A 22,417-nucleotide genomic window follows, 5' to 3' on the forward strand; every position below is an offset into this window, starting at 1 on the left:
AGAAAAGAAATGAACAATAGACAGAAACGAGAAAAGCTGTTTTATAGGAAAAAGAAGAATTATAAAAAAGCCGGCATCTGCATAGGGATGGCGGCTATATTAGCGAGCACGTTTTTTTCCTGGGACAGCCTGCACGATGCCAATAGAACCAGTACAGGACAGACAGATACAACGATTCATACATATGATATGAGTGAGCTTGCTTCGAAAGAACAGCAGGATCATACAGTACAGATCAATGGGAAAGATTATACGGTTGCCGGGCTGAGTGATACGACAGAGCAGACGGACGAAGCGATGGAGATCTGTGATCAGGATATACAGGATGAGAGTGCGGAGAATCGGGATCCGGTAGAATATATTGCCGGGGTTCCGGTGAAGGAAGCGAAAGATGCTTCTGATGTGGTAGAACTGATCAATGATAACTGGGATCAGAACTACACAGTACCGGATACAGAAACAACAGAACCAGGATCCGATGGAAGTACAGACTCCAATGACAAATATCAGTTAAAGCGTCTGATGGTATTGACGGATGGAGCACAGCTTACAGACAGCTATGGTGCATCCGAGATCCTTCATTATGGAGATTATAATGAATATGTGCTGCAGTTTGATACAACTGCGGATACGGAATATGCTTATTATGAGTTAGCGGATGCTTATGGTACGGATCATTGTTTTATCGATCAGGTGGTAGACAGTGATATTCTTGCAGATGTTCCGGACATTGAAGACCATAATTCCATGTCCTGGGGCGGCAGCGTGATGGGATTTGGCTATCTGAAAGCAGAATATGATTATTATGTGATCGATCAGGAAGTGACAGTTGCCATTATTGATACAGGTTTGGATGCAACGAATAAGATTTTTAAGGGCAGAATAGATACCAAGCATAGTTATTGTTTTCAGGGAAAAGATAAAGTAAGCAAAAACAAGGCATATACGGATGGAAATGGACACGGAACCCATGTAGCCGGTATCATTGCAGATAATACACCGGAAAATGTAAAACTGATGATCCTTAAAACCTTTGATGATGCAGGTAAATCGTCAAATCTTGCAATCCGGAGCGCATTACAATATGCGGTATCCCAAAAGGCAGATGTAGTAAATATGAGCCTTGGATGGACAGGATTATTCTGGAAATATTCTACATTATTAAAGGATGTATTAAAGAAGGCAGAGGCATCTGGAACGGTTGTCTGCTGTGCAGCCGGTAATTATGCAACGGATGTCAGCACAACTTACCCTGCAAACAGAGGGAATGTAATAACTGTAACTGCGATGAACAGCAATGAGAATTTTGCAGCCAGCTATTCCAACTATGGAGATACTGTTGATTTCTGCGCACCGGGAACCAGTGTTGTATCAACATATCTGAAGGGCAAGTATCAGAAGATGTCCGGTACCTCTATGGCAACGCCACATATAACAGCGGCGGTGGCATATGTGAAGATGATCCAGCCGTCACTCAACTACAAGGGTGTGAAGAAGGTACTTAAGAAATATGCCGTTGATAAGGGAACCTATGGCTGGGATCCACAATATGGCTGGGGCTATGTTAATCTTCATGATTATTTTGATCAGTCGGGTCTGAAGGTTCAGTATACAGATTATGATGAAAATGGAAATGAAAAGCCGGAATCGCAGACTGCATTTTCCAAGCAGACAGTTACCAGAGAATATGGAAGCAAGGCATATCGGTATAAAGTTACGACCAATTCAGAGGGAAAAGTGACATACCAGTCATCTAATACCAGAATTGCGGAAGCAGATGAAAAAGGCTATATTTCGATAAAGGGTGTAGGAAGCTGCACGATCACTGCAACGGTCGGAGCAGATGCAGCATATAAAACGACATTGGCAAGTTATACACTGACTGTAACACCGAAGGACATATCCGGTCTTACAGCAACACTGTCAAAGAAAGTATATCAGTATGCAGGTAAGAGCTGTAAACCGTCCGTGACAGTTGCTGGATTGAATAAAGAAGATTATACGGTAACATATAGAAATGCCAAAAAGGTAGGAAGTGCAACCTGTGTTGTGACCGGAACCGGAAATTATACCGGAAAGATCGAATGTCCATATACGATCCGGCTTGCAGCAGCAGAACTGAAAACGGTAGCAAACCAGAAGAGTGGCTTGTCTTTGACCTGGGACAGCGTACCGGGAGCAGAGGGCTATCGAATTTATCGCAGAACATATAAAGGAAAATGGCAGAGAATCGGAGATATCAATTCCGGAGACACATTGACTTATGTAGATACATCTGCAAAATCAGGCACATGGTATGCATATAGAATCCGGGCTAGAAAGGGCACATCTTTTGGTGCTTACAGCGATGCAGTAGTAACCCGGAGACTGACCAGACCGGCAATATCGGTAAAAGAACGCAGCTACGGTGTTGCAGTAAAATGGAAATCGATCAAAGGAGCAAAGAAGTATAAGATATACAGACAGGAAGAAAAAGGCTCCATGAAACAGATTGGAACAACAACGGATCTTTACTGGAAAGATAAGACGGCAAGATCCGGTTATCGCTATGTATATACGGTAAAGGCAGTAAGCGGCAGTGCGCAGAGCTGTGCAGCAAAAAGAGTCACAATTATAAAGAAGTAAAATGTACAGGCATCATTTGAAGTCAGGTGGATTTGATTTTGGATGATGTCTGTTTTGAAAGGAAAGGAAATGGACAAGAAACAGGTTCAGGAAACATATAGAGAGACAACGCCGGAAGAAGAACAGGAATATTTTGAAGAAGTAGAAAATGAGCTGCAGTGTGATCTTCAGACCACACAGGAGAGCATCGACTACCGGAATCAGGCGATCAAAGCGCAGAAGAAATATATGCGTGACAGCCACGGAGATATGGACGATGAGGAATTCCTGCAGAACATGAACAATGTAAATAACGATACATTTTTTATCGAACATGCGGCAAAGCAGGTAGATGTACTGGCGCACCAGATCGAGAGTCCGTATTTTGGAAAGATTGCATTTGAGTATCAGGAGGATGGACAGGTTCTTCCGGTCTATATCGGAACAAACGGCTACTGGTCGATGGAAGAACAGGATCAGAAGGTCTATGACTGGCGTGCTCCGATCGCATCGATGTATTATGATTATGAGAAGGGCGAGGCATCCTATCAGGCACCCGATAAAGAATATTTTGGAAAGATCGTAGAGAAGAAGCAATTTGATATCAGCAATGGAAGACTGCATAATGCAGTCGATACCGATGAGAAGATCAATGATATGATCCTGCTTGATGCACTGGGAAAGAACAGCGGAACGAAGATGAAATCCGTAGTTGCAACGATCCAGAAAGAACAGAATGCATTGATCCGTAATAAGACAGCTTATAATCTTATTGTGGATGGACGGGCAGGAAGTGGTAAGACAGTAGTTGCGATGCACAGACTGGCGTGGCTGTTATTCAACAATCGTAAGACGATGTCGGCAGACAATGTTATGATCCTGTCGCCAAATGGAATCTTTGGCGATTATATTGCCGGTGTACTGCCGGAGGTCGGCGAGGATAATGTACCGGAGAAGGAATTTGATTCTCTGATGGAGGAAATCCTGTTTGTGGACTGTGATTATGAGACGAAGCTGGAACAGGCAGACCGGATCACGACACATCCCGATATGGAAAGTCCGGAGATGAAGAATATTGCATGGAAATCATCGATAGCGTTCTATCAGGCATTTAACAAATATCTGGAAGAGTATACGGCAAATATTAAGTTTAAAGATTTCCATTTTGAGAAAACAGAATTTACAAAGGATCAGATTGAGAAGATGTTCTATAATCGTTTTTCCAGATATCCGGTCTATGAACGTTTTGAGAAGATCGCATATTTTATAGCTGACCGGGTAGAGGATGAACAGGATCAGGCATTTACGGATGAGAAGCATCAGAAGATGGAGAACCAGATCACAAAAGAGATGATCTATCAGTATGCGGAGCGCAACCTGATCGAATTATATCAGGACTTTCTTAACAGTCAGGCTGAACAGCATCCGGGCATCGAACAATACCGGAATGAATATGGCAAGATATGCTATGAAGATATTCTGGCGGTCTTTTATCTGCAGATTTATTTCTATGGATGCAAGTCCTATGACAATATCAAGCATCTCGTGATCGATGAGATGCAGGATTACAATATATTCCAGTATGCAGTATTGGATCGCATCTTTAAATGTAAAAAGACGATACTGGGAGACAGTTTGCAGGTGCTTTATTATAATCCGGAGGAAACGGTGCTGGATGTACTGCAGACGGTATTTGTGCCGCATGGAGGAACAGGCGGCTGCCGGATCAAGACTCTGGATACTGCCTACCGTTCAACCTGTGAGATCACAGAATTCTGTAACAGAATCCTGGAAGCAGACCGGGCGTCAGACGAGGCGGAAGCCCATCCACTCAATCGCCATGGCATGGAGCCGGTAACAGAGCAGGCGGAGAGTATAGAAGATGCTGCCGGATTTATCGCAGAGAAGCTTGATTATGGAGAACTGGATGATTTTGATAATGTGGCAATTCTCTGTGATGATGAAGAACGTGCATTTGCCATGTACAAAGAACTGGAAGAATATGAGCAGGTGACATATCTTACGAACCAGTCGACCGTCTATAATGGCGGTGTGGTCGTTCTTCCGAAGTTTCTTGCAAAGGGCATGGAATTCGATGCAGTATTTGTTATCAATGAACAGGATGTGATGGAAAACCGGATCAGCCGGCACGCATTTTACATTTCTTGTACAAGAGCACTGCACCAGTTATATGTGATCAATGTTACAAATTAAACTTGATTATTTCAAGTTTGAACTGCTATGAATATACATTATTAAGACAAAATACTTGAAAATATCATTTTTGATGGTATTCGACTTGAGATATTGACGTATGAATGTGGGAGGACTAGAATGCCTCTTGTCAAAAGGTTTATCCCTTACAGGTAACACCGGATAACTCGTGACAATAAAATATTTGTTAAACGAGGAGATACGAAGATGAGCAGACAGTACGACCCATATGAGAATGTGGTAGCAGTGATGGAAGAAGCCATGAACATTGGTGGAATTGACAAGAGGATGTTTGAGATCATTAAAAATCCACAGCGTGAGACTAAGGTTTACCTTCCTGTGGAGATGGATGACGGAAGTGTTAAGGTATTTGAAGGATACAGAGTCCAGCATTCAAATATCAGAGGACCGTTCAAAGGAGGTATACGTTATCACAAGGACGTATCGCTGAATGAAGTCAAAGCACTTGCAACATGGATGTCATTAAAATGTGCAGTGGCAAATATACCATTTGGAGGAGCAAAAGGTGGTATCAAAGTAGATCCGGCTACACTTTCCAGACGGGAATTGTGTGCATTGACGAGAAGATATACCTATGCGATCGAGCCGATCATCGGAGCAGATACCGATATACCTGCTCCTGATGTAAATACAAATGCACAGATCATGACATGGGTGTTAGATACATACAGCCAGTTAAAGGGAAAACCTTGTCCCGGAGTTGTGACAGGAAAACCGCTGGAGCTTGGCGGTTCCAAGGGAAGACCATCGGCAACCGGACGTGGAGTTGTGATCAGCACCAAGCTCCTTCTTGCAGAAGATGGCAAGGCGTTAGAGGGTACTAAGGTTGCAATTCAGGGATGCGGTAATGTTGGCGGCAATACAGCCAGAATATTTGGACATAGAGGTGCGGTTGTTGTAGCGATCAGTGATGTGTCGGGTGGAATCTATAAGGAGACCGGATTGGATGCAGATAAGGTAACAGCTTATGTAGAAGCCGGTGGTCTGCTTGCAGACTATCAGGAAGATGGTGTTACCCATATTTCGAATACAGATATTCTTACCTGTGATTGTGATGTGCTGGTTCCCGCAGCGCTTGAAAATCAGATTACAAAAGAGGTTGCGGAGAAATTAAAATGTTCTTATATTGTTGAGGGCGCAAATGGACCGACGGCAGCAGATGCAGATCCGATCCTTGCAGAAAGAGGAATCAGGCTTGTGCCGGATATTTTTGCAAACAGCGGCGGTGTTATTGTTTCTTATTTTGAATGGGTACAGAACATTCAGGAAATGACATGGGAAAAACCGCAGGTAAATGAGATGCTTGAAACGATCATGACGAAAGCATTTGGAGAAATCGTGGAGGAGAGTAAAAAGAGTCATTGTACTTTGCGGATGGCAGCCTATATCATTGCTTTAAAACGATTGATCCATACGGAAGAGATCAAGGGTATATTCCCGTAAAATATACAGATGCAATACTACATGGTATTTTTAGTGCTGGATTTATCCTGTTATTAGTAGTAAAATACAGACAGGATAGATAGAAGTACATTGATATCAGAAATATGAAAGGGATGTCCTTCTCAGATGAAGGATGTCCTTTTTCTATACCAAAGTTTCTATATAAATAAAGGTATTTGGCAGATGAGATGTATAAGAAAATGGAGAGTAAAACTATGCGTGAAGTAAAAGAGACAGCTTACTGTCTGGATGAGGTAGATCAGAAGATTCTGGAACTGTTGGAGAAGGATGCTCGTATGTCTTTAAAGGATATTGCGGAATGTGTTTTTCTGTCATCAACAGCAGTATCTACGAGAATAGAGCGGTTAAAGGAAGCAGGGGTGATCGAGGGCTTTCAGGTACAGATCAATCCGATCGCACTGGGATATTATACAAAAGCATTTATTAATTTAGAGGTAGAGCCGAACGACAAACAGGATTTTTATCCATTTATCAAGAACTGCAAAAATGTTGTGGAATGCAATTGTGTGACCGGTGACTATTCCATGCTGATCGAGGTTATCTTTGAGACAACGATGGCATTGGATCTGTTTATCGGTGAATTGCAGAGATTTGGAAAAACAAAGACTTTGATCGCATTCTCGACCTCTGTAGAACACAGAAATATCTACTGGAAGGAAGAAAATCAGGAGCCGAATACATAAATTTTTTTTCGAAAGCGGATACTAACAATGGGAGGTTGCTTATGAAACAGAACGTAAAGAAAAAAGAGACATATATTCCATCATCCAACGGAAGAGATAAATTACATGTCATTGTCTGGATTCCGCAAGGAGAGATCAAGGCGGTGCTTCAGATCTCTCATGGTATGATAGAGGACATGGAGCGTTATGATCATTTTGCAAGATTTATGGCTGCCAGAGGAATTCTGGTATGTGGAAATGATCATCTGGGGCATGGCCTGACAGCCAGAAATAAATCCGAGATGGGTTATATGTATGCTTATGATGCAAGTAAGACGATGGCAGCAGATGTGCATCGTGTGACCAGATGCATAAAACGGGCATATCCGGATCTTCCGTATTTTCTTATGGGACACAGCATGGGATCATTTATTGCAAGAAGATATATGTGCGAATATGCAAAAGATCCAAAGTACCCTGCAAAGCTGCAGAAAAATGCCAGCATAGATGGTTTTATCTGTATGGGAACGGGCGGACATCCAAAGTGTATGCTGAAGATCGGAGAGGCGGTAGCCGGAGTGGAGAGTATGCTCCGTGGTGAGAAGCATAGAAGCAAATTGTTGCAGGTGCTTGCATTTGGTACTTACCTTTTCGGTATTCCCAGAATGACGATCATGAACGGTGAGAAGCGGAAGCGTACCGTGAAAGACTGGCTGAGCAGAGACTATGTTCAGGTTGACAAATATATGGCAGATCCGATGTATGACTATACTTTTACGGTAAAGGGCTACAAGACGTTATTCAAAACACTGGAATTTATTCAGGATGAGGATAATCTGGCAAATGTCCCAAAGAATATGCCGGTATTGTTCATATCAGGAAGCAAAGATCCGGTCGGTCACTATGGTCTGGATGTGAAACTCTTATACAACAAATACAGCCGATATATCACAGATGATGTCAAATGCATCCTGTACAAGGATGCGCGTCACGAAGTCATAAACGAGATCAACAACATTCAGGCATATTACGATATCTATAACTGGATCGACCTGCACACCATAGGGGTGTAGGGGCGGAAACACATTTTAGTAATAAAAACAGAACAGGTGGTAACCCTCAACCGGGGCATTTTCAAACCATAGCATGAACGACTGAGTTTCAACGATTCGGTGCTACTGCGCCGGACACAACGAATTTATCGTGTCCGGCGCAGTATGCAGATCGGATCGAAGTTGAAACGAAGGTAGTCATGCGTGTTTGAGAATGCTCCGGCTGAGAGTTACCGCCTGTTCGTTTGTGTTACAAGCTGATCTTCTTTTCGAGGAGCACGGAGCTTCCGATATAGCTTGCCACCATTACTACGAAGTAGAGTGCGATCTGTGGGATCATGGCATACATGGCTTCCATAAATGTCGCATCCGGTCCGGGATTGGACAGATGGGGAATCTTAGAAGCAATTACAGACAGGATCACATAGAAGACGATGAACAGTACGAAACTGATAAAACCTTTAATCTTCTTTGTCTGAAGAATGGTGGAGCATACCGATACCGCAAGGTAGGCAAGTGTGATCGTCATAAAGAACTGGATCAGAAATACAAGGATAAATGCAAGTAATCTTAAGATAACGCCGCCCAGGGAATATCCCCCCATTTCAAGAATATTGCTTAGAAAATCATAAAAAGTATCAATGGAGTCATATGTGGAGTATGCCAGGCTGAGATCTAAGGTCAGTAATCCGAATATAACAGCAACGATTATTGCACCTGTCAGCAGGATAGATAACAGTTTGGCGCCGATTACTTTATAGCTGGATATAGGAGCCATAAAGACCAGATATCCCGATTTGTTTTTCAGATCCTGACTGTAACTGATTATGCCGTAGATCAATACAAACAGGTAACAGCAGAAAGCCGCGAGAATAAGCAGGGAAACAGCAATAACAGAGTGATCTGCATGTTCGGTTAACGTACTAATGAGAAAGTAAAGCTCAATGGCAGCTATGACGATCCCTACGATCAGAAGTGGAAAGATTCCACGGCGAAATTCATATTTTAACATTTTTAACATAATTCAATACCTCCCAGTTTATGCGTAGATTTCTTTATACATATCAACAATGGATTTGCCCTGTGCGATACGAAGTTCTTCTGCATTACCCTGTAATACACAGGTTCCGTTTTTGATGAAGATGGCATGATCAATGATCTTTTCCAGTTCATCAACTAGATGACTTGACATGATAACGGCAGTGTCATCTGAGATATTAGACACGATTGTATGAATGATCTTCTCGCGGGCAATGATATCGATGCCGTTTAACGGTTCGTCTAACATAATAACTTCCGCATTTCTTGAAAGCGTTGCAACAATCTTCAGCTTTGCCATCATACCGGATGACATCTCACGCACTTTTTGCTTTGGATCCAGATCCATTTCCTGTAACAGGCGCATGTATTTGTCATAATCAAAATCAGCGAAGAAATCACGGTAATATTTTCCGACATCGATGCAGTTCATATAACCGAAGAAATAGGCTTCTGTAGGCATATATGCGATATGCGCCTTTGCTCTGTAATCCAATGGACGGTTATCCATTGTGATCGTACCGGAGGACGGTTTTGAAAGCCCGGCGATCATTTTCATAAGGGTGGATTTACCGCTTCCGTTCGGACCGAGTAGAGCATAAATGTTACCGGATATGATATCCAGTGACAGGTCCGAAACAGCGGTCGTACTCATATACTTTTTTACTAAGTGTTCACATTTAATCATAGTATTCATTCCTTTCAATACTTGTTTTTACAGGGAATAGTAGTCCTGCAATAATCGGATGATCTCTTCCGGCGTATATCCCATGCCGGTGAGTTGTTCATCCAGAACTGTAAGGATCTGCTTTAACTGTTCCTGTTTCAGCCGATCAATTACCTGAGGATCTTCTGTTACAAATGTACCAATTCCACGTTTCGTATATGACAGTCCGAGAGATTCCATCTCGTTATAAACCCGGGCCGCGGTGTTTGGGTTGATGTCATATTGGATGGCAAGCTCTCTGGATGATGGGAGCTTGGTACCAAGTGGCAGGGCACCTGTAATAATCTTCTTTTTTATATCATCGATGACCTGAAGGTAGATCGGCAGGTTTGATTTAAATTCCAAATGCTTCCCTCCTAACTACTGTACTAGTCGGATAGTACACCAATACACTTGGGATGTCAAGCATAAAAAATAAATTTATAAATATTAATTTGCCGGCAAAAACTTCCATTTACAGGTGAATTGCCGGATAAAGGCTGAAATTAATGAGAATAATTCTTAAAAAGGTATTCAAACTTGACAAAATATGTGTTAGTATAGACTTATCAAAAGTAAGATCGGAATAAATCATTGGAGTGAGCAGGTATGGCAGAGAAAAGAAATACAAAACAAAAACAGGTTATATATTCGGTTATAAAAGAATTAAAATGTCATCCGACTGCCCAGCAGCTTCATCAGATTCTTGTGGAGAGGGGATATAATATAGGTGCATCGACTGTATACAGAGTATTGGCGGATGCGGTTGATGACGGCATTATCATGAATGTATTCTCATTTGATAAGAATGAACATTTTGACGGCAATCCGGTTCCGCATTATCATATTATCTGTACTAAATGCGGAAGAATCTTCGACAGCCATGTGCCGTATGATCCTGAGATCGATGAGCGGGGCAGACTGGCGGATGAGGACTTTATCATTTCATCCCACAATCTTGAATATGTCGGCATCTGCCCTGAATGTCAGAACGAGCAGGAATAACACCATGCTTTGATGGGTTGTTCAGGTTTTATATAAGATTTCAATATAGCATACACATACAGCAACAACCATATGGGTGTTGCTGTATGTGTATGCTATATTTTATGCAATCTTATATAAATCCTGATAGTGTTATAAAGCATGGTGTTATTCCTGCTCTTTGTTATCTTCATTGTCTTTCTTGTCAAAGACTTCGAATTCGGCGTCATTATTCTGGATGGTGGAGATCACCTTGGCAGATTTTACAGGACGCATCGGATCGGTCATTGGATTCTGGATGAAAGTCTGGTTTGATGATGGCAGGACAACATTCTGACCAAGAATGGATCTGCGGTCACGGATCGCACGGCGTCTGGCGCGTTCTTCTGTCGAGAGCTGTTCCTCATCTTCCATATCCTCATCTGCTTCGGGATCCTCGTCGATGTCTTCCGGTTCATCCATGCCATTACGATCTGTGACAGGCTTATGCTCGGAATTTGACCGGGCTTTTTTGCCGCGCATATTCAAAAGAGTGCTTATAAAGTCGGAACTTTCAAAGCTGTTCTTTTGACCGGACGATTTATCGGTTTCGTTGGTATCTTCATCATCTTCAAGTTCTTCCATGTCTTCGTCTTCGATTGAAGAATCAATATTGGAATCTTCGGAATCAGCGCTTTCGTTTGCAGTGCCTGCATCAGATTCATCCAAATCGTCTTCTTCCGGTTCTGCATTTCCGAATAATTCATCGAAATAGGACTGCTCGATATGGATATCAAAATCTGCTTCGGCGTGTCCAACCTCATCCTTGCAGTCGTTATAAATCTTTGTGTTATACGTTTTCTTAAGCTGTTCGATCAGTTCTTTATCATCATACTGAAGCTGCTCCAAAATACGGGCAACAATGATTCCCTGATATTCGTCGCTCCAGCCATCTTCGAGCTTGATCACGATACCGAGCTTCCGGCTTCGGATCGCCATACAGATCACACCTCTGGAACCATCCTTCATAAGAAGATCCGGGTTCTTATTTACATAGTAGGAAGGTGTAAAGTAATCGTTGATCTTTTCCGGATTCTTGTTAATACAGTCGAAGTTATAGGTGATCGCTTCCCGTATATCATCCGGCAGGTTGAACGGATCTGCAAGTTTTGCATAAGCAAGTGCGATATTACGCATTGGAAGTGCAAATACCGGAACGCCGCAACCGTCGATTCCCAGACTGATCCGGTAAGTCGGAGTCTGGCTTAGCATGGATAAGAATGAAATGATCTGCTTCTGGACAGGAGAGTCCGGAAGCTGGTAGCCGGTTACCTTTCCTGTCAGTTCACGCTGTAACATCATAAGACTTAAGTGTTTGCCGGAGCAGCAGTGCTGCAAACGGCTCTTGCCCTCTACAGGATTCAGCTTGGAACCAAGTGCAAGCTTGTCCGCAAGCGGTGTTGCAGATGTGGAGATCGTTGGATTCATGATCATATCTTCTTCTTTTAAGTCCGTTTTTTCCATGATGCTCTGAAGTACATAGATGTGATGATTACTGCCCCAGTGTGAGGAATTGCAGATCGTTACTTCTTCCTCGTTCAGGTTATATTTTTTATGAAGCCCTGCGAGCAGGGTAGGAAGCACCTGAATCGGTTTGCTTGCGGAACGCATATAAGTCTGGCGCTCGATATCACCGGTATAAGCGATTGTTTCGCCGGTTGATGAAACAATAGCAATAGATCCATAATGTACATTTTCAACAACATCGCCACGGTATTCTTTTACTAAAATTTCAGCCATAAGTTCTTTGTCCTTTCTTCTTCGTATACTCAGGTATTTGTGGGATTATGACAGGTCAAAATCTGTGTAACAGCCTGAAAGTATATCGGTAAAATAATTAATTAGAGTTTATCACAAGTAGAAAACCATTTCTACCCGGAGAATACAGGAAAGAAAATTTTTTAATCAAAAATGCACAGTGAAAATTGTTAAAAGATACATGGAAAATTCATGCAAAATATGTGTTTGTTTTGTAAAAATGTTTAAAATTTCTATATTCTTTCAACTTTTATTGTGAAAATGCAATAAAAAACTTTGCTTATTACAAAAACAGTGGTATAATGCATTTATATTAATACGCACGAAGGGGTGACATTATGATTAAAAAAGAAATGATAGCCATGCTTCTTGCAGGAGGACAGGGAAGCCGTTTAGGCGTTCTGACCTCTAATCTGGCTAAGCCGGCTGTAGCTTTTGGCGGCAAATACAAGATTATCGATTTCCCATTGAGCAACTGTATTAATTCAGGTGTTGATACAGTAGGTGTTCTTACACAGTACAGACCACTGAGACTTAACCAGCATATCGGAATCGGTATTCCTTGGGATCTGGATCGTAACATAGGAGGCGTGACAGTTCTTCCACCATACGAGAAAAGTGATAACAGCGAATGGTATACAGGTACTGCAAATGCTATTTATCAGAACCTGGAATTTATAGACTATTATAATCCTGAATATGTTCTGATATTATCTGGTGATCATATCTACAAGATGGACTATGAAAACATGCTGGAATATCACAAATCCTGTGATGCGGATATCACACTTGCAACATATCAGGTACCATGGGAAGAAGCTAGCAGATTTGGCGTTGTAATTACAGATGAGAACAATGTTATTTCAGAATTTGAGGAGAAACCTGCAAATCCTAGAAGTAACAAAGCATCTATGGGTATATATATATTCAGTTGGAAGGTGCTTCGTGAGGCACTTGTAAAGATGAAGGATCAGCCGGAATGTGACTTTGGTAAGCACATCATTCCATACTGCCATTCAAATGGCAAGAAGATCTGTGCATACGACTTCAAGGGTTACTGGAAGGACGTAGGAACACTTGGTTCTTACTGGGAAGCAAATATGGAATTAGTAGATATTGTTCCTGAATTCAATCTGTATGAGGAGTTCTGGAAGATCTACACCAAGACAGATGCGATCCCACCACAGTACATAGATGCAAGCGGCAGAGTAAGCAGATGTATCATCGGTGAAGGAACAGAGGTATACGGCGATGTTGAGAATTCCGTTATCGGTTCCGGCGTTACGATCGAAAAGGGTGCAGTCATCCGTAATTCGATCATTATGAATAACGCAACGATCGGTGAGAATGCATATATGGACAAGGCTATCATCGCAGAGAATGTTAAGATTGGTAAGGATGCTAAGCTTGGAATCGGAGAAGAAGCTGTCAACGAATTCAAGCCACAGATTTATTCATTTGGACTTGTTACGATCGGAGAGAACTCAGTTGTTCCTGATGGTGTAACAATCGGTAAGAATACTGCTATATCTGGTGTGACTACTCCGGAAGATTATCCGGATGGCAACTTAAAGAGTGGCGGAAGTATTATAAAGGCAGGTGAATAGAGATGAGAGCATTAGGTATAATTTTAGCAGGTGGTAATAGCAACAAGATGGGCGAATTATCAGCAAAGAGAGCTGTTGCAGCTATGCCTATTACTGGCGGTTACAGAGCTATTGATTTTGCCCTTTCGAATATGACAAATTCCCATATCCAGAAGGTAGCGGTATTTACACAGTACAATACCAGATCTCTGAACGAACATCTGAATTCCAGCAAATGGTGGGATTTCGGAAGAAAACAGGGTGGTCTCTATATATTCACACCAACCATTACATCAGAGAACAGCTACTGGTATAAAGGTACAGCAGATGCACTTTATCAGAACATTAATTTCCTGAAGGAAAGTCATGAGCCATATGTAGTCATTGCATCCGGTGATGGTATCTACAAGCTGGATTATGGTAAGGTTCTGGAAGAACACATCAGCAAGGGTGCAGATATTACGGTTGTATGTAAGGACCTTGCACCGGGAGAAGATGATGTGAACCGTTTTGGTGTAATACAGATGGATGCGGACAACCGTATCGTAGATTTCGAGGAGAAGCCACTGGTTGCAGGCAACAATACGATTTCAACCGGTATCTATGTGATCAGAAGAAGACAGCTCATCGAATTACTGGAAACCTGTGCAAATGAAGGCAGAACTGATTTTGTAAGAGATATTCTTGTAAGATATAAGAATGTAAAGAAGATTTATGGATATAAGATGGATACTTACTGGAGAAACATCGGAACCAAGGAGTCTTACTATAAGACAAACATGGATTTCCTGAACAGAGATGTAAGAAACTATTTCTTCAAGCAGCATCCTGACATCTACTCCAAGGTGGAGGATCTTCCACCGGCAAAGTATAATGGGGAAGCGGTTGTGAATAACAGCCTGGTAGCAAGTGGATGTATCATAAATGGTACTGTAGAAAATTCAGTATTATTTAAGAAGGTATACATTGGCAACAACTGTGTGATCAGAAATTCTATCATTCTGAACGATGTACACATTGGGGATAATTGTGTAATTGAAAACTGTATTGTAGAGAGTAGAGATACGATCCGTGCAAATACAGTTCATCAGGGTAGCCCGGATGACATCAAGGTTATCGTGGAGAAGAATTTCAGATACGCATTGTAGCAGATAAGAAAGACAAGGGGGTACACACGATGCAGGTGACCGATATCAGAGTCAGGGGTGTTGAAAAAGAAGGTAAGATGAAAGCCGTCGTTTCGATCACAATTGATAATGAATTTGTAGTTCATGATATCAAAGTGATTCAGGGTGATAAGGGATTGTTTATTGCGATGCCTAGCCGGAAAGCAGCAGATGGTGAGTACAGAGATATCGCACATCCAATCAATACTGAGACAAGAGAACGTCTGCAGCGGATGATACTTGAGAAATATCAGGAATCACTGGAAGCTTAAGACGTGAAACGGAGCCAGCCACTGTAGATGCAGTGGCTGGCTTTAGTGTTAGTATTGGTATTTATATATGATATAGATCTATAACAAGGGGAGAGAAGATTTATGGAAATAAATAGAGTAATGATATTGTTTTCGGGTTGTTTTTTGATTGTTTGGTCTACTTTCAAATGGAAGATTCCAAATGTGATTTGGAACGCTAAATTAACCAAGGTATGTTCTGTGGCTTTGGGATTGTATAATATTATTTTAGCAATTTGTTATGAAAAAGATTTAAACATTGCTTTATTCATTGTAGACTTTATTCTCTATATTTTATTGGATGTAGGTTTTTTAATAGTTAAGTTAAAAAAAGATAAAAAGGGAAAAATAAAGAATCTTCAACTGGGAATTTGCTCCATTTTTGTTATTTTGGCTATGATTATGGTATGTTTTAATTTGAATGAGATTTATGCCAGCATAATGATTTTAGCTGGTGTGATGATGGGAATATCTGTTCCTTTTCAGAAAAATGAACTTTGATTAAATGGACCATTAAAGAAAGTCGTAGTGGAGTCCAATATATGGGCTATGAATTTAATTTGAGAGGAGATTATATTTATGAAATGTTTATCATGTGGTAAGGAAGAATTTGATGAATATACGAAATATTTCCACCATATGGTTGAAAATGAAATAGGGATAAAGTAAAATTAGCTGTAGCAATCTCATATTTTATTTGGAGGTAATTATGCTGAAAGCAATCATCCTTGCAGCAGGCAAGGGAACAAGAATGAAATCTGAAAAGCCAAAGGTTGTGCACGAGGTGCTTGGTAAGCCGATGGTATACTATTCGATAGAGGCGGCAAGAGCTGCCGGATGTGATAAAGTCTGCGTGATCGTTGGATACAAGGCAGAAGAAGTAGAAAAGAGTATTAAAGATACTTATGCGAAGCTTGGTAAGACAGAAGAAATGCAGGATGTAGTAAGTTACGCACTACAGACCGAACAGCTTGGAACCGGTCATGCGGTCAAGTGTGCTTCTGATTTTATCGGTACAGAGGGCGATGTTGTTGTCCTTTGTGGAGATACACCACTTGTAACCGGTAAGACATTAGAGCAGGCGATCAAGAAGCATGTTGCAGCAGGAAATGGTGTTACAGTTATCTCGGCAATGCTTTCAGATCCATTTGGATACGGAAGAATTATCCGTGATGAGAAAGGCTTATCAAAGATCGTAGAACAGAAGGATGCAACTGAGGAAGAACAGGCGGTTAAAGAAGTAAATTCCGGTATGTATATTTTCAAATGTGATGCATTACTGGCAGCACTTTCACAGATTACAAATGATAATGCACAGGGTGAATATTATCTGCCGGATACCATTGAGATCATCAAGAAAATGGGACTTCCGGTTGATGCAGCAGCCATGGAGGATGCAGATCAGATCAAGGGTGTCAATACACTGGAACAGCTTGCAGAAGCAGAAGAGATAATGAGGTCAAGATAAGATGAAACTGATAGTAGGACTTGGAAATCCGGGAACCAAATATGCGGGAACCAGACATAATGTAGGATTTTCCGTAATTGTAGGGCTTGCAGATAAATATAATATAGAATTGAGTGAAAAGAAGCATAAAGCAATCTATGGCAGGGGCATGATAGAAGGGGAGAAAGTGATCCTTGCAATGCCACAGACATTTATGAATCTGAGTGGAGAAAGTGTCCGGGAGCTGGTCGATTATTACAAATGCGATCCATCTGATGTGATCGTTGCTTATGATGATATCGATTTGGCAGTCGGCAAACTTCGGATCCGTGAAAAGGGAAGTGCCGGCGGACATAATGGAATGAAGAATATTATTTCACATCTGGGAACACAGGAATTTGTCCGTGTCCGTGTCGGAATCGGAAAGAAACCGGATCGTATGGATCTTGCAGATTATGTATTATCCAGATTCGGAAAAGACGAACTTCCGGAGATCAAGGCAGGCTGTGATAATGCCTGTGATGCAATCGCGCTGATCTTAAAAGACAGTGCGGCAGCAGCAATGAATAAATATAATTAACCGAAAGGCAAAATGTGTTGATCGGAACCGGTCGTATACAGGGTGTAGCCATGCATACGGTCAGACAGGTATAAATAATCAGAAAATAAAAAAGAAAGGGAGCCAGGCTGTATCAGCCTGGCATTTGGCGTCGATATGAAGGCAATCAATGAGCCTGTAAAACATACCGAAAATTATATACAGATAAAGGACTGGTTAAAGCAGCAGGATGGCATCGTCAATATATCCGGGAATGATGGAACAGACCGGGTATATCTGATGCATGCATTTTCATCCGATGCACATGTAAGACTGGTCGTAACCTACAGTGAACAGAGAATGGAACAGTTATACGAGGATTTCCGTTTCTATGATAAAGCGGTGTATATGTATCCGTCGAAGGATATTTTATTTTACAGCTCAGATATCCATGGAAATTCTATCACCAGACGGCGGATGGATATATTCAGACGACTGATCGAGGGAGAAGCCTGTACGATCATTCTGACAGTGGATGCGTTATTTGATAAGATGCCGGATCTGTCCTACATTAAGAAAAACGTTGTGACGATCCGCGAGGCGGAAGAACTGGATGTTGAAGCGCTTAAGAAACGGCTGGTAGAACTGGGGTATGAAAAGGCGGACAGCGTGGACGGTGTCGGACAGTTTGCGGTGCGTGGTGGTATCATTGATATCTTTCCTTTGACAGAGGAATGCCCATATCGTATCGATATGTGGGATACGGAGGTCGATACGATCCGGAGCTTTGATGTAGAGAGCCAGCGGTCGATCGAACAGGTGCAGGAGATCCAGATTTATCCAGCAAGCGAGATGGTGTTGTCTGATCGCAGGACGGCGCAGGGGATCCACAAGCTGGAGCAGGAATTCAAACCATATTATGAGAAGCTGCGGAAAGAGTTCAAGACAGAGGAAGCTGCCCGCTTAAAGAAGCAGATCGGAGAGATCAAAGAGCAGTTGACGGAGTTTCATGGGATGGCAGGAGTGGACAGTTATGTAGAGTATTTCTACAGTAAGACCGTATCACTCTTAGACTGCTTCCATACAAAAAATACAGTTATTTTATTAGATGAGACTTCGAGAATATCAGATTATGCGGATAACTATATGGCAACCTTCCTTGAGAGCATGGAGAGCCGGCTGGAGGGTGGATATATCCTTCCGGGTATGATGAATATTTTATTTACCTATTCGGCAATCGTGCAGAAAATGCAGGCATTTCAGACGCTCGCATTTTCTATTCTGTATCATGAGGATCGGTATTTTACGATCCGACATGATGTAACTTACGACAGTCGAGTGGTTAATTCTTATAGGAATAATTTTGAAGCGTTAATTGCGGATATCGGAAAATGGAGAGAGAAAAATTATCGGATCATATTTATCTCGCCATCGACGACCAGAGCCAAACGGATGGTTGAGAATCTGACCAGCCATGATGTGGCATGCTTCTATTCGGAGGATACCGACCGTGTTCTTTCCGAGAAAGAGGTTATGGTTACGACAGGAAGACTTCGGGCAGGATTTGAGTTCCCGGAGCTGAAGCTGGTTGTGATAAATGAAGGCGACGTCTTTACTGCACGGAGCAGTACGAAGAAAAAGAAGAACCAGAAGCCACGGTATTCCGGCGAAGTGATCAAAGATTTCTCCGATATCAGTGTGGGTGACTGTGTGATCCATGAACGTTATGGAGTTGGTATCTATGGCGGTATCGAGAAGGTTGAAGTGGACGGTGTCTTAAAAGACTATGTAACGATCAATTATGCAGAGGGCGGAAAGCTCTATGTACTGGCTTCTGAGGTAGACTGTATCCAGAAATACAGTGATAAAGAGGGCAGACGGCCGAAGATCAACAAGCTCGGCAGTAAAGACTGGGAGAAGACCAGAAGCCGGGTAAAAGGTCATGTTGCAACGATCGCAAAGGAACTGGTGAACCTGTATGCGAAACGACAGGCATCACAGGGCTTCTGCTATTCGAAGGATACGATCTGGCAGCAGGAATTTGAGGAAATGTTCCCATATGAGGAAACGGATGACCAGAAGAAAGCGATCGCAGAGACGAAGGCAGACATGGAGAGCAGCAAGATCATGGATCGTCTGATCTGTGGTGATGTGGGCTTTGGTAAGACAGAGGTTGCGATCCGTGCGGCATTTAAGGCGGTATACGATGGCAGACAGGTTGCTTATCTTGTGCCGACTACGATTCTTGCACAGCAGCATTATAATACATTCAAAGAACGTATGAAGGAATTTCCGGTTGAGATCCGTCTGTTGTGCCGTTTCTGTACACCGAAGGAGGTTCGGGAGACGATCGCTGATCTGAAGGCCGGCAAGGTGGATATCGTGATCGGAACACATCGTCTGTTATCGAAGGATGTGACATTTAAGCAGCTTGGTCTGCTGATCATAGACGAGGAGCAGCGGTTTGGTGTAACACATAAGGAAAAGATCAAGCAGATGAAGACAAATGTTGATGTCCTGACCTTGACAGCGACTCCTATTCCTCGTACACTTCATATGAGCCTGATCGGTATTCGGGATATGAGTGTTCTGGAAGAAGCGCCGGTTGACAGACGGGCGATCCAGACCTATGTCATGGAGCTTGATCCCGAACTTGTCAAAGAAGCGATCAAGCGTGAGCTGGCGCGGGATGGTCAGGTATATTATGTATATAACCGGGTAAATAATATAGAGATGGTCACATCGGAGATTGCATCCCTTGTACCGGATGCAGTTGTTGAGTATGCGCATGGACAGATGCATGAACGACAGCTGGAGGACATCATGTACCGGTTTATCAATCATGAGATTGATGTGCTGGTCACGACGACGATCATCGAGACGGGACTGGATATTCCAAATGCGAATACCATGATCATTCATGATGCAGATACATTTGGCTTATCCCAGTTGTATCAGCTCCGCGGCCGTGTCGGTCGTTCAGATCGGAATGCATATGCATTTCTGATGTACCGTCGGGATAAACTTATTAAGGAAACTGCGGAAAAGAGACTGAAAGCGATCCGGGAATTTACCGATCTTGGTTCCGGAATCAAGGTGTCCATGAAGGATCTGGAGATCCGCGGCGCGGGAAATATCTTAGGCGAGGATCAGTCCGGTCATATGGAAGCAGTTGGTTATGATCTGTACTGTAAGATGTTAAATGATGCGATCCGTCAGGAGATGGGCGAGAAGGTTGAAGAACGGTTTGAGACAACCGTACAGCTTCCGGTGGATGCTTATATACCGGCTGAATATGTCAAGAATGAATTCATTAAGCTGGATCTGTATAAGAGGATATCTCATATCGCATCGGATGATGATTACGACGATATCATTGACGAATTAAACGACAGATTTGGAGAGATGCCGACAGAGGTTCTGAACCTGCTTGATGTATCTTTATTAAAGGCAAAGGCAAATCGTGCCTATATAACCAGCATTATGCTGGCGGGGGCGGAGCTACGGTTTTCGATGTTTAAACAGGCGAAGATCGACACAGCAAAGATTGATTCGTTATTAGATAAATATAGAGGAAGCATGAAATTTGTGATCGGCAACAGTCCATCTTTTGTGCTTAAGATGAAGACGATCACAGAGAAAGAAATCTGGAAGCAGGCGAGAGCAGTTGTAGCTGATATTGCGGAGCTTGCAGAAGAATAAAGGATGATCAGCATACCGAAATCTGTAATGTTTGCAGGATGATGCAGATGCCGGAATCGGTGAGCTGGAAGAACAGGAGGTTTGGTGGATGAAACGTAGAATTCTAAAGGCTATTTCTTTGATCTGTACATGTGTGATGTTACTTACACTTGCAGCGTGCGGAGAAGAAAGTCAGGATAATACAGGAAAATATATTGTATTCAAATTCGGAAATGACAACATTTATCTGGACGAGGTGTATATCTATGCACAGACAACCATTGATGAGTACGAAAAGGAATACGGCAACGATATCTGGGGAAAAACGATCGAGACGGATGGTGGCATCGAGATGAACGTCGAGGAAATGGCAAGACGTGAAGTGATCTCCAATATTGTTCAGACCAAGGCGCTGATCGCACAGGCGGATGAATATAAGATCAGTCTGACGGCGGAAGAACAGGCACAGGCAGAACAGGAAGCGGAAGATTTCTATAACAGTCTGACCGATGAGCAGTTGAAAGAAACCGGCATGGAGGCAGATACACCATCCCGTGTCCTTCAGGAGAATGCATTGGCGAAGAAAATCTACGATCATGTCATGAGCGACTCCTCTGCTGAGGTATCCGATGAGCAGGCAAGAATGACGACATTTTATGATATGTTCTTTGAATGTTATTATGAGGATGATTTTGGAAATATTGTAGTGTACAGTAAGGATAAGATCGCAGAACAGAAACAAAAAGCGGACGAGGCTTATACTTCGATCAAACAGCAGTTATCGGACAATCCGAACCTGAATATCACTTTCCTTGGCCATACAAATAACCTGCAATATGCAGGAAGCCATACCATGAGCAAGGATCAGATTCTGGAAAGCTATGGGCAGGAGGTTCTGGATACCTTATATGATATGCAGGATGGAGATATCTCACAGGTTATCGAGACTGAGAATGGCTATCATATCTTCCAGATGACATATCTGACGGATGAGAAGGCAACCGCTACGAATAAAGCGGAGCTGACAAAAGAAGCGAATGATGCCTATTTTAATAACCTTTTAACGAACTGGGTATCAAAGATTGACAAAGATTACACTTATTCCAAGAGCGTAAATACTGACGTGTATAGTATGATTACGTTTAATTAATGGGATAGAATAAAAAG

At 42.3% G+C, this 22,417-nt stretch carries 18 protein-coding genes; 14 read left to right on the forward strand and 4 right to left on the reverse strand.

What is annotated here, in order from left to right:
- Nucleotides 1-9: 9 nt before the first annotated feature.
- The 5 genes from DXB77_RS05465 to DXB77_RS05485 all read left to right on the forward strand — a co-directional run bounded on the left by DXB77_RS05465 (nt 10) and on the right by DXB77_RS05485 (nt 8,038).
- Nucleotides 10-2,625, forward strand: a complete 2,616-nt coding sequence (locus tag DXB77_RS05465) for a S8 family serine peptidase (protein ID WP_117785216.1) — start codon at nt 10-12, stop codon at nt 2,623-2,625.
- A gap of 45 nt (nt 2,626-2,670) precedes the next feature.
- Complete coding sequence (locus tag DXB77_RS05470; protein ID WP_117785368.1) at nt 2,671-4,818, forward strand: superfamily I DNA and RNA helicase; 2,148 nt, start codon at nt 2,671-2,673, stop codon at nt 4,816-4,818.
- 207 nt (nt 4,819-5,025) lie between these two features.
- Nucleotides 5,026-6,282: a Glu/Leu/Phe/Val dehydrogenase gene (locus tag DXB77_RS05475; RefSeq protein ID WP_118662797.1), complete on the forward strand. Its 1,257-nt coding sequence runs from the start codon at nt 5,026-5,028 to the stop codon at nt 6,280-6,282.
- 245 nt (nt 6,283-6,527) lie between these two features.
- Nucleotides 6,528-6,986, forward strand: coding sequence for an Lrp/AsnC family transcriptional regulator (locus DXB77_RS05480; protein ID WP_117785369.1), 459 nt, complete (start codon nt 6,528-6,530; stop codon nt 6,984-6,986).
- Between the two features lie 41 nt (nt 6,987-7,027).
- Entirely contained in the window at nt 7,028-8,038 is a 1,011-nt protein-coding gene (locus tag DXB77_RS05485) for an alpha/beta fold hydrolase (RefSeq protein ID WP_021943152.1), read from the forward strand.
- Nucleotides 8,039-8,267: 229 nt separating this feature from the next.
- Here DXB77_RS05485 and DXB77_RS05490 read toward each other — a convergent pair whose 3' ends face one another.
- Genes DXB77_RS05490 through DXB77_RS05500 form a run of 3 tightly spaced genes read right to left on the reverse strand, consistent with a single transcriptional unit; the run spans nt 8,268 to nt 10,127 of the window.
- Complete coding sequence (locus DXB77_RS05490) at nt 8,268-9,038, reverse strand: ABC transporter permease (RefSeq protein WP_118662798.1); 771 nt, start codon at nt 9,036-9,038, stop codon at nt 8,268-8,270.
- 18 nt (nt 9,039-9,056) lie between these two features.
- Nucleotides 9,057-9,743 carry an ABC transporter ATP-binding protein gene (locus DXB77_RS05495; protein WP_118662799.1) on the reverse strand — a complete coding sequence of 229 codons (687 nt, stop codon included), beginning with the start codon at nt 9,741-9,743 and terminating at the stop codon, nt 9,057-9,059.
- A 27-nt stretch (nt 9,744-9,770) separates the two neighbouring features.
- Nucleotides 9,771-10,127: a GntR family transcriptional regulator gene (locus DXB77_RS05500; protein WP_117785220.1), complete on the reverse strand. Its 357-nt coding sequence runs from the start codon at nt 10,125-10,127 to the stop codon at nt 9,771-9,773.
- A 243-nt stretch (nt 10,128-10,370) separates the two neighbouring features.
- On the opposite strand from DXB77_RS05500, the gene DXB77_RS05505 reads away from it, so the two are divergent.
- Complete coding sequence (locus DXB77_RS05505; protein WP_021943156.1) at nt 10,371-10,766, forward strand: transcriptional repressor; 396 nt, start codon at nt 10,371-10,373, stop codon at nt 10,764-10,766.
- A gap of 147 nt (nt 10,767-10,913) precedes the next feature.
- Here the strand turns inward: DXB77_RS05505 and DXB77_RS05510 are convergent, their stop codons facing one another.
- Nucleotides 10,914-12,524, reverse strand: a complete 1,611-nt coding sequence (locus tag DXB77_RS05510; protein WP_118662800.1) for an asparaginase — start codon at nt 12,522-12,524, stop codon at nt 10,914-10,916.
- 356 nt (nt 12,525-12,880) lie between these two features.
- Between DXB77_RS05510 and DXB77_RS05515 the strand changes: the two genes are divergently transcribed.
- The 8 genes from DXB77_RS05515 to DXB77_RS05550 all read left to right on the forward strand — a co-directional run bounded on the left by DXB77_RS05515 (nt 12,881) and on the right by DXB77_RS05550 (nt 22,400).
- A complete protein-coding gene (locus DXB77_RS05515; protein WP_117823201.1) occupies nt 12,881-14,149 on the forward strand; it encodes a glucose-1-phosphate adenylyltransferase in 1,269 nt (422 codons plus the stop codon).
- Between the two features lie 2 nt (nt 14,150-14,151).
- Nucleotides 14,152-15,276 (forward strand): glucose-1-phosphate adenylyltransferase subunit GlgD, encoded by a 1,125-nt coding sequence (gene glgD, locus DXB77_RS05520; RefSeq protein WP_117785223.1) that lies wholly within the window; start codon nt 14,152-14,154, stop codon nt 15,274-15,276.
- Between the two features lie 29 nt (nt 15,277-15,305).
- Nucleotides 15,306-15,566, forward strand: a complete 261-nt coding sequence (gene spoVG, locus DXB77_RS05525) for a septation regulator SpoVG (protein ID WP_008400199.1) — start codon at nt 15,306-15,308, stop codon at nt 15,564-15,566.
- A gap of 102 nt (nt 15,567-15,668) precedes the next feature.
- Nucleotides 15,669-16,085 (forward strand): hypothetical protein, encoded by a 417-nt coding sequence (locus DXB77_RS05530; RefSeq protein WP_118483486.1) that lies wholly within the window; start codon nt 15,669-15,671, stop codon nt 16,083-16,085.
- A gap of 208 nt (nt 16,086-16,293) precedes the next feature.
- Nucleotides 16,294-17,052, forward strand: a complete 759-nt coding sequence (locus tag DXB77_RS05535; RefSeq protein WP_118662801.1) for a sugar phosphate nucleotidyltransferase — start codon at nt 16,294-16,296, stop codon at nt 17,050-17,052.
- Between the two features lies 1 nt (nt 17,053).
- Nucleotides 17,054-17,611: an aminoacyl-tRNA hydrolase gene (pth, locus tag DXB77_RS05540; RefSeq protein WP_021943169.1), complete on the forward strand. Its 558-nt coding sequence runs from the start codon at nt 17,054-17,056 to the stop codon at nt 17,609-17,611.
- Nucleotides 17,612-17,746: 135 nt separating this feature from the next.
- Nucleotides 17,747-21,271 (forward strand): transcription-repair coupling factor, encoded by a 3,525-nt coding sequence (gene mfd / locus DXB77_RS05545; protein ID WP_118662802.1) that lies wholly within the window; start codon nt 17,747-17,749, stop codon nt 21,269-21,271.
- A gap of 88 nt (nt 21,272-21,359) precedes the next feature.
- Nucleotides 21,360-22,400 carry a peptidylprolyl isomerase gene (locus tag DXB77_RS05550; RefSeq protein ID WP_021943171.1) on the forward strand — a complete coding sequence of 347 codons (1,041 nt, stop codon included), beginning with the start codon at nt 21,360-21,362 and terminating at the stop codon, nt 22,398-22,400.
- Nucleotides 22,401-22,417 lie beyond the last annotated feature (17 nt).

It is taken from the genome of Clostridium sp. OM05-9, from assembly GCF_003481465.1.
In the GTDB taxonomy this organism is placed as follows: domain Bacteria; phylum Bacillota; class Clostridia; order Lachnospirales; family Lachnospiraceae; genus Coprococcus; species Coprococcus ammoniilyticus.

What these genes read in the sequence shown, in the direction of transcription:
- DXB77_RS05490 (WP_118662798.1), bottom strand. Translation starts at nt 9,038, where the DNA reads ATGTTAAAAATGTTAAAATATGAATTTCGCCGTGGAATCTTTCCACTT.
- DXB77_RS05495 (WP_118662799.1), bottom strand. Translation starts at nt 9,743, where the DNA reads ATGATTAAATGTGAACACTTAGTAAAAAAGTATATGAGTACGACCGCT.
- DXB77_RS05475 (WP_118662797.1), top strand. Translation starts at nt 5,026, where the DNA reads ATGAGCAGACAGTACGACCCATATGAGAATGTGGTAGCAGTGATGGAA.
- DXB77_RS05505 (WP_021943156.1), top strand. Translation starts at nt 10,371, where the DNA reads ATGGCAGAGAAAAGAAATACAAAACAAAAACAGGTTATATATTCGGTT.
- DXB77_RS05485 (WP_021943152.1), top strand. Translation starts at nt 7,028, where the DNA reads ATGAAACAGAACGTAAAGAAAAAAGAGACATATATTCCATCATCCAAC.
- DXB77_RS05515 (WP_117823201.1), top strand. Translation starts at nt 12,881, where the DNA reads ATGATTAAAAAAGAAATGATAGCCATGCTTCTTGCAGGAGGACAGGGA.
- DXB77_RS05465 (WP_117785216.1), top strand. Translation starts at nt 10, where the DNA reads ATGAACAATAGACAGAAACGAGAAAAGCTGTTTTATAGGAAAAAGAAG.
- glgD (WP_117785223.1), top strand. Translation starts at nt 14,152, where the DNA reads ATGAGAGCATTAGGTATAATTTTAGCAGGTGGTAATAGCAACAAGATG.
- DXB77_RS05550 (WP_021943171.1), top strand. Translation starts at nt 21,360, where the DNA reads ATGAAACGTAGAATTCTAAAGGCTATTTCTTTGATCTGTACATGTGTG.
- DXB77_RS05470 (WP_117785368.1), top strand. Translation starts at nt 2,671, where the DNA reads ATGTCTGTTTTGAAAGGAAAGGAAATGGACAAGAAACAGGTTCAGGAA.
- pth (WP_021943169.1), top strand. Translation starts at nt 17,054, where the DNA reads ATGAAACTGATAGTAGGACTTGGAAATCCGGGAACCAAATATGCGGGA.
- mfd (WP_118662802.1), top strand. Translation starts at nt 17,747, where the DNA reads ATGAAGGCAATCAATGAGCCTGTAAAACATACCGAAAATTATATACAG.
- DXB77_RS05535 (WP_118662801.1), top strand. Translation starts at nt 16,294, where the DNA reads ATGCTGAAAGCAATCATCCTTGCAGCAGGCAAGGGAACAAGAATGAAA.
- DXB77_RS05510 (WP_118662800.1), bottom strand. Translation starts at nt 12,524, where the DNA reads ATGGCTGAAATTTTAGTAAAAGAATACCGTGGCGATGTTGTTGAAAAT.
- DXB77_RS05530 (WP_118483486.1), top strand. Translation starts at nt 15,669, where the DNA reads ATGGAAATAAATAGAGTAATGATATTGTTTTCGGGTTGTTTTTTGATT.
- spoVG (WP_008400199.1), top strand. Translation starts at nt 15,306, where the DNA reads ATGCAGGTGACCGATATCAGAGTCAGGGGTGTTGAAAAAGAAGGTAAG.